The organism is Achromobacter sp. FW305-C-28 (assembly GCF_058783235.1).
The window spans coordinates 77199-89390 of record NZ_JBYSYL010000017.1 but is presented as its reverse complement, the minus strand read 5'-3'; the positions used below and the strand labels follow the sequence as shown (position 1 = coordinate 89390).

The following is a 12192-nucleotide window of genomic DNA, read 5'->3' as shown; positions in this document are numbered from 1 at the left end:
CCCTTCTTGTTCGATGCCACTGGGCGTATCGGGTCAAAGTACCAGAATTGGCCCGCCCGGGCCAAGCTGGACAGGGCTGACTCTGCGACAATGGGCTTCCCCTTTGCGGGAACGCAATCAACCGCTATCCAGGCACACGCCGCATGCTGAACAAACTCTGGCTGGGCTTTTTCCTGACGGCCACCGCTGCCGCCCTGTACCGCTGGCTGGCCATCGGCGACCCTGATGTCTTTCGCGCCATGGTCGCCAGCCTGTTCGACATGGCGCGAATCTCGGTCGAAGTCATGGTGCTGCTGTTCGGCACCCTGACGCTGTGGCTGGGCTTTCTGCGCATCGCCGAACGCGCGGGCCTGGTGGAAAAGCTGGCGTGGCTGCTGGGGCCGCTGTTTGCCCGGCTGATGCCGGAGGTGCCGCGCAACCATCCGGCCATCGGCCTCATCACTCTGAATTTCGCCGCCAACGGCCTGGGCCTGGACAACGCCGCCACGCCCATCGGCCTGCGCGCCATGCGCGAGCTGCAAGCGCTCAATCCCAAGCCCGACACCGCCAGCAACGCGCAGATCCTGTTCCTGGTGCTGAACGCGTCGTCATTGACGCTGCTGCCGGTGACCCTGTTCATGTTCCGCGCCCAGCAGGGCGCGCCCGACCCCACCTTGGTGTTCCTGCCGATCCTGCTGGCCACCAGCGCGTCCACGCTGGCCGGCTTCCTGGCGGTGGCGGCCTGCCAGCGCCTGCGGCTGGCCGACCCGGTCATCCTGCTGTGGCTGGGCGGTGTGGCGCTGATGCTGGGCGGCTTCATGGCGCTGCTGGCCAGCATGTCGGCCACCGCCATCGCCGCGCTGTCGTCGCTGATGGGCAACCTGGCCCTGTTCGGCATCCTGCTCGCCTTCCTGGTGGTGGGCGCCTGGAAAAAGGTGCCGGTCTACGAGGCCTTCATCGAAGGCGCCAAGGAAGGCTTCGACATCGCCAAGAGCCTGTTGCCGTACCTGGTGGCGATGCTGTGCGCGGTGGGCGTGTTGCGGGCGTCCGGGGCGCTGGACTTCCTGCTCGATGGCATTCGCTGGATCGCCGCCCACGCTGGCTGGGACACGCGCTTCGTCGACGCCCTGCCCACCGCCCTGGTCAAGCCGTTCTCGGGCAGCGCCGCCCGCGCCATGATGCTCGAGACCATGACGCACTTCGGCGTGGACAGTTTCCCGGCGCTGCTGGCGGCGGTGATGCAAGGCAGCACCGAAACCACCTTCTATGTGCTGGCCGTGTACTTCGGTTCGGCCGGCATCCTGCGCGCGCGCCATGCGGTCGGCTGCGCGCTGGTCGCCGACCTGGCCGGTGTGCTCGCGGCCATCGGCGTGTGCTACTGGTTCTTCGGCTGATCGCCAGCGGCGCCGGTCCTGGTACGGACCGACGCCGCCGCCCGATCAATCGACCAGCAGGATCTTCATGCCGTTGGTGCCGCCGCTGTCGCGGTAGAAATCGCCCTTGGTCAGGATGACCCAGTCGCCTTCCTTCACCAGGTTGCGCTTCTTCAGTTCGTCGATGGCGGCGTTGCTCAGGTCCGCCGGCTCGTAGTCGGACGGCGCGAACGGAATGGTGTAGACGCCGCGGAACATGGTGACGCGATTCTGCGTGACGCTGTGCGGGCTGTAGCAGTAGATCGGCACGCCGGAACGGATGCGCGACATGATCAGCGGCGTGTGGCCGCTTTCGGTCAGCGCGATGATCGCCTTCACGCCCGGAAAGTGGTTGGCCGCGTACATGGCCGCCAGCGCGATGGTTTCGTCGCAGCGCGTGAAGGTTTCGCCCAGGCGGTGGTGCGACTGCGTGCTGGTGGGGTGCTTTTCGGCGCCCAGGCACACCCGCGCCATGGCCTGCACGGCTTCTACCGGGTACTGCCCCGACGCGCTTTCGGCAGACAGCATCACGGCATCGGTGTAGTCCAGCACCGCGTTGGCCACGTCCGACACTTCGGCGCGCGTGGGGATGGGGCTGGAAATCATGGACTCCATCATCTGGGTCGCGGTGATCACCACCTTGTTCAGCGTGCGCGCGTGCTGGATGATGCGTTTCTGGATGCCGACCAGTTCGGCGTCGCCCACTTCCACGCCCAGGTCGCCGCGCGCCACCATCACGCCGTCGCTGGCGCGGATCAGCGCGTCCAGCGCTTCGTCGTCGGCCACGGCTTCGGCGCGTTCGATCTTGGCGATGATCCACGCGTCGCTGCCTGCCGCGCGCAGCAGTTCACGCGCCTCGTCGATGTCGCTGCCGTAGCGCGGGAACGACACGGCCACGAAGTCCAGCTGCATCTCTGCGGCCAGCTTGATGTCGACGCGATCCTTGTCGGTCAGGCTGGGGGCCGACAGGCCGCCGCCGCGCCGGTTGATACCCTTGTTGTTGGACAGCGGGCCGCCCACGGTGACGGTGGTGTGGACCTCGTCGCCTTCGACCCGGTCCACCACCAGCACCACACGGCCGTCATCGAGCAGCAACTCGTCGCCCACGCGGCAGTCCTGCACCAGCTCGGGGTAGTCGATGCCCACGATGCTGGCCGTGCCGGCATCTTTCGGATGCACGCGCGACAGCGTGAACGGCTGGCCCACCTGCAGGTGCACCAGCTTGTCGGTGAAGCGCGCGATGCGAATCTTGGGGCCCTGCAAGTCGCCCATGACGGCGACGAAGCGGCCTTGGCGCGCGGCGGTCTCGCGCACCAGGCGGGCGCGTTCGCGGTGATCGTCGGCGCTGCCGTGCGAGAAGTTCAGCCGCGCCACATCCAGGCCCGCCTTGATCATGGCGTCGATGCGTTCGGGCGTCGACGTCGACGGGCCCAGGGTGGCGACAATTTTGGTGCGGCGCAATACAGGCATGGCGATCCACTCTCACATGAACAACGAAAGCGTTATGGTACGCCGGCAGCGGATGCACGGGTATCATGGTCAACACCCTGACACCCTCTCTGTGCCGCCGACTCCGTGAAAATCGTCATCGCTCCCGACTCGTTCAAAGAAAGCGTCTCCGCACCCGACGCCGCAGCGGCCATCGCGCGCGGCGTCAAGGCCGCCTTCCCCGGCGCGCACACGGTATGCATCCCCATGGCGGACGGCGGCGAAGGCACGGTAGCGGCCGTGCTGGCCGCGGCGGGCGGCCAGGCGCGCCAACGCACCGTCAACGATGCGCTGGGCCATAAGGTCGATGCCGTCTGGGGCTTGCTCGATGACGGTACCGCCATCACCGAAATGGCCGCGGCGGCCGGCCTGGAACTGATCGCGCCGTCCAAGCGCGACCCCTTGCGCGCCAGCAGCCACGGGGTGGGCGAATTGATCCTGGCCGCGCTCGATGCGGGCGCCAGGCACATCATCCTGGGTCTGGGCGGCTCGGCCACCAATGACGCCGGCGCCGGCATGCTCACGGCGTTGGGCCTGCGCCTGCTCGACAAAGAAGGCCGCAGCCTGCCGCCGGGCGGCGGCGCGCTGGGCCAACTGGCCAGCATCGACGCGCGCGGGCTCGATGCGCGTCTGGCCGATGTCCGCATCGACATTGCGTCCGACGTCGACAACCCCCTGTGCGGCCCGCAAGGCGCGTCGCACATCTTCGGTCCGCAAAAAGGCGCGACGCCCGAACAGGTCAACGCGCTGGACGACATGCTGTCGCACTTTGCCGACGTCTGTGCGCGCCAGCTGGGCAGCGACCGCCGCGACGAAGCCGGTGCCGGCGCGGCGGGCGGCCTGGGCTTTGCGGCCAAGACCTTCCTCAACGCGCAGTTCCGTCCTGGCGTGGACATCGTTGCCGAACTCGGCGGCCTGGCCGCGGCCATGGAAGGCGCCACGCTGGCCTTCACCGGCGAAGGCCGCATGGATGCACAGACCCTGCGCGGCAAGACACCCGCCGGTGTCGCCCGCATCGCCCGCCAGGCCGGCGTGCCGGTGGTCGCCCTGGCCGGCTCGCTGGGCGAGGGCTACGAGGCCCTGCACGCCTGCGGCATCAGCGCCGCCTTCAGCCTGGCGCCCGGCCCCATCACGCTGCAGCAGGCCCTGACCGACGCCGAGCGTCTGCTGCACGATCGCGCGCGCGATGTCATGCAGCTATGGATGGCGGCGCAAAAGCGCATGCTGTAGCCCGCACGTTTTCGCTGCGCTGTTTTCACCGTGCCGTTTTCCCGGCACCGCCAATGCGACGCCGTTTTCCGGCACGAAAAAAAGCCCGCTCGACGCGGGCTTTCTTGATGGCGATGCAGTTTCAGCCGCGTTGCAAGATGCCGGCCTCGACCAGCGCATCGGACAAGCGGATGTAGCGATCCACCGAGATATCTTCGGCGCGCGCCGTGGGCGCGATGTCCAGCGCTTCCCAGGGCACTTGCGGCGCCCAGTCGGCCAGCACCCGGCGCAGCATCTTGCGACGCTGCGAAAACGCGCGGGCCACCACGGTTTCGAAGGCCCGCTCGCTGACCGGCCGCAGGCGGTCGGCCGGCAGCGGCACCATGCGCACGATGGCAGACACCACCTTGGGCGGCGGATCAAAGGCCTCGGGCGGCACGTCGAACAGCTTGTGCATGCGGTAGCGCGATTGCAGCATCACGGACAGACGGCTGAAATCGCCGCTGCCGGCCTGCGCCACCATGCGGTCGATCACTTCACGCTGCAGCATGAAATGCTGGTCGCGGATGTGATCGGCCCAGGTCATCAGGTGAAACAGCAGCGGGCTGGAGATGTTGTAGGGCAGGTTGCCCACCACCCTCAGGCCGTTGCCGAACTGCGAGAAATCCACTGTCAGGGCATCGGCCTCGACCACCGTCAGGCGGTCGGGTTCGAATTGCTTGCGCAGGCGGGCCGCCAGGTCGCGGTCGATTTCCACCGCGGTCAGGTGGTTCAGCCGTTCGAGCAGCGGCCGGGTCAGGGCCGACAAGCCGGGGCCGATCTCGACCACGGCATCGTCGCGGGCGGGTCCGACCGCCCGGACGATGGACTCGACCACGCTTTCGTCGGTCAGGAAGTTCTGGCCAAAACGCTTGCGCGCCTGGTGTGAAGACATGTAAAGCCCGGGCTGGTGATCAGCGGTTGTTCTGGTTGATACGGTCCTGCTTTTCAAGGCGGTTGTCCACGTACGCCTGGGCGCGCAGTTGATCAAGCCAATCTTCAAAAGCGGGTTGGGCGCGGCGCTCGAACAGGATCTGGCGGGCCTTCATGCGCGCCAAGTCGTCGGTGGCGTCATGCTGGCGGCGCTCTTCGACCTGGATCAGGTGCCAGCCGAACGGCGTCTGGATGGGTTGGCTGATTTCACCCGGCTTGAGCGCGTTCATGGCAGCCTCGAAGGGCGGCACGGTCTCGCCCGGGTTCAGCCAGCCCAGATCGCCGCCCTGCGGCGCGGTCGCGTCCTGCGAGTACTGGCGCGCCATGTCTTCGAACTTGGCATCGCCGGCCACCAGGCGCTGACGCACCTGTTCCAGGCGCTGACGCGCCTGCTCGTCGCTCATGACGGTCGAGGTCTTGATGAGGATGTGGCGCGCGTGCGTCTGCATCACTTCCACGGGGCCTTGCGGCGCTTGTGCCTGGGGCTGCGGACGCGGCTGCGGCGCCGGCGTGGGCGCCGGTGCGCGGGCCGTGCGGCTGGGCGCGGGCTGGGCCGTGCCGCGGTCCATGACCTTCAGGATATGGAAGCCGTTGCCGCTTTGCAGCAGCGCGCTGACCTGGCCTTTTTGCAGATTGGCAATGGCCTTGGCGAACAGGTCGGGCCAGCCGTCCAGCGGACGCACGCCCATGACCCCGCCCTGCAAGGCTTCGGGACCGTCGGAACCGGCAGCGGCCAGGCTGGCGAAGTCGTCGCCGCGCTTGGCACGCGCCAGCAGATCTTCGGCCTTCTTGCGCAAGGCAGCCACCTGGTCCGGCGACGAGCCTTCCGGCACACGCACCAGGATCTGCGCGACAGCGTAGAGCATCGGGCCCGCGGCAGCGGCAGCCTGTTCAGGCGCCGCTTCCGGCTGCGCCTGCGGCGCGGCCTGCTGGGCCGGCTGCGAAGCGGCAGCGAACGCCGGGTTGCGGCGCTGGTCTTTCAGGAAGGCGTCCACTTCGGCATCGGAGATGACGATGTTGGAATCCACCGCGCGCTGGCGCAGGCGATCCGAACGGATTTCGTCGCGCAGCGACTTGCGGTAGCTGTCCCAGGTGGTGCCGGACTTCTCGATTTCCTGGCGCAGTTGCGCGGCAGTGATCTTGTTGCGGTCGGCGATGGTCTTGATGGCCTGGTCGACCTGGGCTTCGTCGACGCGGATGCCCATGCGATCGGCTTCGTGGCGCTGCACCCGTTCCATGATGAGGCGTTGCAGCACCTGGTGCTGCAGCGTCTTGTCGTCAGGCACCTGGATGCCGCGCGCCTTGAGTTCGCCAGCGATGCGCAGCGAGGCGTCGCGCAGTTCGCGCAGGGTGATCACATCCTTGTCGACCACGGCGGCAATGCCATCGACGAACTGTTCGCCCGCAGGCTGCGGCGCGGCTTTCTGCGCGGTGGGCGCGTTCTTGCCGCCCTTGCCGGTCGGCTCCGCCGCGTGCGCGGCGGAGAAGGCGGCGCAAACGGCCAGCAACAGCGCGTTGCCGGAGAAGCGACGCAAAGAGTGCAACCTACGCATCATTCATACCTTTCAAATGTGGTCCCGGTAGGAACAGGCGGGGTGATGTTCGAATAACCGGGGATACTTCTATTCAGCAGGTTCATCGGATCGGTTCCCAGGGAACCCAGTCCGGTCAACTCAAGCTGGAAAAACAGCGCCGTATTGGCGTCGGTGGCAGACACGGCATAGCGTTGGAACACCATCCGACCCACCCAGCAGCAATTGCCCTTGTACTCGAGGCCGGCAATGGCCTGCGTGATACGCGGGGAATCGGTCGTGCCGCTCACGGTGCTGGAGGGCCCGTTGCGCAGCGAGTAGTCAACCCGGCCCACGCCATACCAGCGCTTGGTGAACGGCCACTGCACCGCCAGGCTGATCTGGTTCTGGCCTTGAGGCTGGTACTGAACACCGGTTTGCGGATCGCGCTGATAACGGTAGGCCAATGCGATCGTGGTCAGGCGCTGCGGCGACCAGCGGCCACTCAGGAGCGTGCGCGACCAGCGATTGTCGTAAGGGTTGTACTGCGCGGCCACGTCGGTGGTGAACGTGTCGGTGAGCGCAGCGCTGGCGCCGACCAGGAAATCGGAACGGACGTTTTCACGCGGCGTCTCGCCGGGCAGCGTCACTTGCTGGTCGGCAAAGTACAGACGCTGCGCCACGGCCAGCGACGCGCGCTCGAAACCGGTCGAGGCGTCGAGCCAACGGGTCGTCAACGCGGCGGTCAACTGGTTGGCATTGGAAATGCGGTCCCAGCCACCGGTATAGATGTTCTCTTCGAAGGCCTGCGAAAAGCTGAAGTCGGACAGCGACGTGTCGTAAACCGGAATCTTGGATTGGTCGCGATACGGCACGCGCAGGTAGTACAGGCGGGGTTCCAGCGTTTGCGTCGACGCCTTGCCGAACAGCGTGGTGTCACGCTCGAAGATCAGGCCGGTATCCAGCGACATGATCGGCACGGTGCGCGATTGCGAACGCGGATAGCCGACCGAGGTGCCGGCGTTGGCGGTCCCGGTATTCAGGCCAAGGTAGTCGCCGTTGTACCAACTGGTCTGGTACTGGGTGTAATTGACGCCCACCTTGGGCACCACGAACCAGCCCGGACGGACAATGGGGTAGGACACCGTCGGATACGTCTGCAGACGGTCGCCATTGGGACCGTTGCGCTTGCCCAGCAACAGCGGCTGACTGAAGCGAACGGCGGTCGAGGTCCATTCGGCGTCGAAACCGCCCCAATCGTAGCGGGCGCCGCGCAGGTAGAGCTCGGGCTCTTTGTCGTACGGCGGCGTCAGCAGGGCGTTGGGATCCTGCAAGGTCTGGTATTTGTAGACCTGGGCGTAAGCATTCCAGTAGTTCGATGCCCAACCCACCCGCGCACGCTGTGGCAGATAGGTCGTCGACGCCTGATTCAGACCCAACTGGGAAATGTCCCGGAAGTAATCATTGTCCGACACCTTGGCAACATCCCAGTCGGCGTAGAAGCCATTGGAAAAGAGTTGCTGGTGACGCCACCAGTACATCCAGCGATCGTTGCCGCTGACGTTGTCGTTGGGCAGGTAGGCGCCGTAGAGGCTGCCGCCATAACTGGAGCCGAAGTTCGACCCCAGGTAGCGGAACTCGCCACCCATCTGCAAGCCGCGCTTGGAGAAATAACGCGGCTGGATGGTCGCGTCGTAGTTCGGTGCAAGATTCAGGTAGTAAGGCAGCGAGAAATCGAAGCCGCCCTTGCTGGTGGTGCCGTACGTGGGCATCAAGAAGCCCGACTTGCGCTCTTTCTTGACCGGGAAGGTCATGTAGGGCGACGCCAGGATCGGCACATCCTTGAAGTACAGCACGCCGTTACGGGCCACGCCTTCGTTTTCGTCGAAGTCGATGTCGACCGTGTTGGCCTTGATGTACCAGGACGGCGTCTCGCAAGCGCAGCCGCTGTAGGTCACCGTGTGCAGCCGCATCTGCGACTTGCTGAAAATGTCGGCCTTGTCGGCCACGGCAAAGCCGCCAGTAGCGCCCAGCCAGAAGTTGGGCTTCTCGACTTCGCCGGAGTATTTGTCGACGTTGAACTTGGCGGTCGGACCGGTCACCAGGGTGCCATCGCGCATCATGCGCGCATTGCCCTGGACGTCGACGTCGCCCGTGTCCTTGCGATAGTTGATGCGGTCGCCCTTGATCACGCCATCGATGCGGCGCACCTGCGCCGCGCCGGTCAGGGTCAGGTCGGAGTCCGGATCACCTTCGATCGTGTCGGCCTCCATGTAGGCAGGGATGTTCCCGTCCGGCAGGCGGTGCATCCGCAGCCCGGGGGAGGTGCGCAGCTCGGGAGCCGCGGTGATCGACGTCGACGAGGGAGCCGAACCTTGGCTGCCCTGGGCCTGAGCGGCCCCGGCGACGCTGATAGCAGATAGGATCAACCACCGAACCTTGCGCACGAGTGAAAACAGCCCTTTTTTACGATGGGGGAACCAGGCACCGGCGCCCAAGAAGGGCCAATGCTAACGGAAACGAGCCGGTATTATAGAGAAGCCGCGCCAGACGCCCAGCCTTATGTGCGCGGAACCCAAATTTCAGCAATATTGCCCTTCTGACACGGATCTTCCTTGAAAAACGATCACGACCCCCGCCTCGCGCAGATCCGCGCCTGGCTGGCAGGCCTGCCCGCCCAGCTGGGCCTGGCGCTGGACACGCTGCGTCCCGCTTCCGCCGATGCCAGCTTCCGCCGCTATTTCCGCCTGGACGCCGCCGGCCGCACCTTGATTGTCATGGACGCCCCGCCCCAGCACGAAGACTGCCGCCCGTTCCTGCACGTGGGGCAACTGCTGCGCGATGCCGGCCTGAACGTGCCCGCCGTACTGGCGCAAGACCTGGACCAGGGCCTGCTGCTGCTGTCCGACCTGGGCGAACAGACCTATTACCAGCGCATCCAGGAAGGCCTGGACGACGCCCGCCTGCAGTCGCTGTACCGCGATGCCCTGGGCGCGCTGGTGCGGCTGCAGCAGGCCGCCACCACCGGCCTGGCCACTTACGACACGTCCCGGCTGGCGGACGAACTCAAGCTGTTCCCCGAGTGGTACGTGCAGAAGCACCACGGCGCCGTCATCGACGACAAGACCGCGCTGGCCCTGGAAAAGATCTTCGCCCTGCTGTCCGCCAGCAACGGCAACCAGCCCACCGTGCTGGTGCACCGCGACTTCCATTCGCCCAACCTGATGGTCTGCGACCAGCCGCAATACGGCCCCAACCCGGGCGTCATCGACTTCCAGGACGCCCTGGCCGGGCCCATCACCTACGACCTGGCGTCGCTGGTCACCGACGCCCGCACCACCTGGGAAGAACCCCAGCAACTGGACTGGGCCATCCGCTACTGGGAAATGGCGCGCGCCGCCGGCCTGCCGGTAGACGCCGACTTCGCCGAATTCCACCGCGCCTACGAATGGATGGGCTTGCAGCGCAACCTGCGCATCCTGGGCGTGTTCGCGCGCCTGAACCACCGCGACGGCAAGGCCCATTACCTGGCCCACATGCCTCGCGTGAACGGCTACGTGCGCCAGGTGGCCCAGCGCTATGGTGTCTTCACCCCCCTCCTGCGCCTGCTGGACAAGCTGGACGACCGCCAGGTCAGCGTCGGGTACACCTTCTGATGCGGGCCATGATCCTGGCCGCGGGCCGCGGCGAGCGCATGCGCCCGCTGACCGACCGCCTGCCCAAGCCCATGCTGCCGGTCGGCGGCAAGCCGCTGATCGTCTGGCACCTGGAACGCCTGGCCGCGGCCGGCATCCGCGACGTAGTGATCAACCACGCCTGGCTGGGGCACGAAATCGAACGCGCACTTGGCGACGGCGCCGACTTCGGGGTGCGCATCCGCTATTCGCCGGAACGCACTGCCCTGGAAACGGCGGGTGGCATCGCCCAGGCCTTGCCACTGCTGGGTCCGACCCCATTTCTGGTGATCAGCGGCGATATCTGGTGCGACTGGGACGTGGCCACCGCCCCCGCCCTCGCCGCCCGCCTGCCGGCGGACAGCGCCTGGCTGCTCATGGTCGACAACCCGGCGCATCACCCCACGGGCGATTTCGTGCTGGAACCCGATGGCCGGGTGCATGACCACGGCGAACCCCGTTTGACCTATTCCGGCTTCGGCGTCTACCATCCCAGCCTGTTCGCGGGCATTGCCCCCGGCACGACCGCCAAACTGGCCCCCCTGCTGCGGCAAGCCATGGAACAGGACAAGGTGCGCGGCGCACGCCATACAGGCCGATGGACAGACGTCGGCACCCCCCAACGGTTGGCCGACCTCGACGCGCAGCTCGCTGCCCGCCCGGTTTGAGTCCCGACCAATGTCCACATATTTCACAATATCAAGGTGCGCAACGAGGCTTGTCCGCGCGCCCAACGCCCCGGGTTAACCGGGTATTCTCTGACGCTTTGGCTCGCGCGCGCAGCGCACAGCCAGGCAACACACAGGAAGTTTTCTAGGAATGGGGATGTTCGGAAGATCGCAACGGGCCGTGTTCAAGCCCTCCGTATACCAACCCGGCCAACGCACGCGCCGCATGCCGCGCTGGCTGGTCCTGCTGCTGGTGGGCATCGCCCTGGGCGCAGGCGGCGTGCTCTTCCTGCAAACCAACTACGGTCCGCAACGCCTGACCGTCGAGCAATCCGAGCAATTGCACAGCGAACTCAGCGCCTCCAAGCTTGAGAACCAGCGCCTGCAAAGCCAGCTCGAAGAAGCCACGCAGCAGCGCGACGCCAACAAGTCCGGCCACGAAAAGCTCACCGCCGACCTGGCCGACGCCCGCGCCAAGCTGGAAACCCAGAACAAGGAATTGGTCCTGTTCCAGGACGCCATGCCGCCCGATCCCCGCGGCGGCAACCTGGGCATACGCTCGGCCACCTTCAAGCGCCAGCCCGGCCAGCTCGATTACCAGGTGCTGGTGATGCGCGAAGAGCGCACCGGCGCCCCCTTCAAGGGCACGCTCACCTTCTCCATCGACGGCAGCTACCCCAACGGTCGCGCGGCCACGGTCACCCCGGAAGGCCCGTCGCTCAATGTCGACCGCTACGACTACGCCCTGGGCCAACTGAAGCTGCCCGACGGCTTCACCCCCAAGGTCGTGGTGCTGCGCGTGATGGACGGCGCCCAGAAGCAGCAAGCCATGCGCATCTACTACGTGCGCAACTGAGGCCACCAGGTTTCACGAAAAACCCGCCATGCCGGCGGGTTTTTTTATGGGCACGCGAACCGGACGGCGCCTGCGTCTACGATGCCGCCTTCGGCGCGGTCGCCCCCATCTGTGCGGCAGCTTCGTCCATGAACTGCGCCATGCGCACATCCAGTTCCGTCACGCCGCCCGCATCGTGCGTCGTCAGCGTGACGTCCACCCGGTTGTAGACATTGGTCCATTCGGGGTGATGGTTCAGCTTTTCGGCAAACATGGCGACCCGCGACATGAAGCCGAAGGCCGCGTTGAAATTGGCGAAGCGAAAGCGCTTCTCGATGGCGTCGCGCATGGCGACGGCCTGCCAACCGGACAGGGCGGCCACCGCAATGTCGGTACCGATGCGGGCAGGGGGAAACATGCTCATGGTGAACTCCAGGAATAAGC

10 protein-coding genes are annotated in these 12192 nt (G+C 66.3%); 5 read left to right on the top strand and 5 right to left on the bottom strand.

Features of this window, described 5'->3' with window-relative positions:
- The first annotated feature begins 143 nt into the window (after positions 1–143).
- A complete protein-coding gene (locus AC3WMR_RS28930; RefSeq protein ID WP_492266509.1) occupies positions 144–1373 on the top strand; it encodes a nucleoside recognition domain-containing protein in 1230 nt (409 codons plus the stop codon).
- A 45-nt stretch (positions 1374–1418) separates the two neighbouring features.
- On the opposite strand, the gene pyk is transcribed toward AC3WMR_RS28930, so the two are convergent.
- A complete protein-coding gene (pyk, locus tag AC3WMR_RS28925; protein ID WP_492266510.1) occupies positions 1419–2861 on the bottom strand; it encodes a pyruvate kinase in 1443 nt (480 codons plus the stop codon).
- 105 nt (positions 2862–2966) lie between these two features.
- On the opposite strand from pyk, the gene AC3WMR_RS28920 reads away from it, so the two are divergent.
- The gene (locus tag AC3WMR_RS28920; protein ID WP_492266511.1) at positions 2967–4109 is read left to right on the top strand and encodes a glycerate kinase; all 1143 of its coding nucleotides are present in this window, start codon (positions 2967–2969) and stop codon (positions 4107–4109) included.
- Between the two features lie 121 nt (positions 4110–4230).
- On the opposite strand, the gene rsmA is transcribed toward AC3WMR_RS28920, so the two are convergent.
- The 3 genes from rsmA to AC3WMR_RS28905 are packed head-to-tail and all read right to left on the bottom strand — an operon-like array spanning position 4231 to position 9018.
- Positions 4231–5022 (bottom strand): 16S rRNA (adenine(1518)-N(6)/adenine(1519)-N(6))-dimethyltransferase RsmA, encoded by a 792-nt coding sequence (gene rsmA / locus AC3WMR_RS28915; protein ID WP_025136688.1) that lies wholly within the window; start codon positions 5020–5022, stop codon positions 4231–4233.
- Positions 5023–5041: 19 nt separating this feature from the next.
- Entirely contained in the window at positions 5042–6616 is a 1575-nt protein-coding gene (locus AC3WMR_RS28910; protein WP_492266512.1) for a peptidylprolyl isomerase, read from the bottom strand.
- Positions 6613–9018 carry an LPS-assembly protein LptD gene (locus AC3WMR_RS28905; RefSeq protein ID WP_492266513.1) on the bottom strand — a complete coding sequence of 802 codons (2406 nt, stop codon included), beginning with the start codon at positions 9016–9018 and terminating at the stop codon, positions 6613–6615. The genes AC3WMR_RS28910 and AC3WMR_RS28905 overlap by 4 nt, the downstream gene beginning before the upstream one ends.
- Before the next feature lie 168 nt (positions 9019–9186).
- On the opposite strand from AC3WMR_RS28905, the gene AC3WMR_RS28900 reads away from it, so the two are divergent.
- The 3 genes from AC3WMR_RS28900 to AC3WMR_RS28890 all read left to right on the top strand — a co-directional run bounded on the left by AC3WMR_RS28900 (position 9187) and on the right by AC3WMR_RS28890 (position 11769).
- Complete coding sequence (locus AC3WMR_RS28900; RefSeq protein WP_492266514.1) at positions 9187–10227, top strand: aminoglycoside phosphotransferase family protein; 1041 nt, start codon at positions 9187–9189, stop codon at positions 10225–10227.
- Positions 10227–10913 carry an N-acetylmuramate alpha-1-phosphate uridylyltransferase MurU gene (gene murU / locus AC3WMR_RS28895; RefSeq protein WP_492266515.1) on the top strand — a complete coding sequence of 229 codons (687 nt, stop codon included), beginning with the start codon at positions 10227–10229 and terminating at the stop codon, positions 10911–10913. The genes AC3WMR_RS28900 and murU overlap by 1 nt, the downstream gene beginning before the upstream one ends.
- A 157-nt stretch (positions 10914–11070) precedes the next feature.
- Positions 11071–11769, top strand: a complete 699-nt coding sequence (locus AC3WMR_RS28890) for a DUF6776 family protein (protein WP_025136683.1) — start codon at positions 11071–11073, stop codon at positions 11767–11769.
- Between the two features lie 76 nt (positions 11770–11845).
- Here the strand turns inward: AC3WMR_RS28890 and AC3WMR_RS28885 are convergent, their stop codons facing one another.
- The gene (locus tag AC3WMR_RS28885) at positions 11846–12172 is read right to left on the bottom strand and encodes a 4a-hydroxytetrahydrobiopterin dehydratase (protein WP_492266516.1); all 327 of its coding nucleotides are present in this window, start codon (positions 12170–12172) and stop codon (positions 11846–11848) included.
- Positions 12173–12192 lie beyond the last annotated feature (20 nt).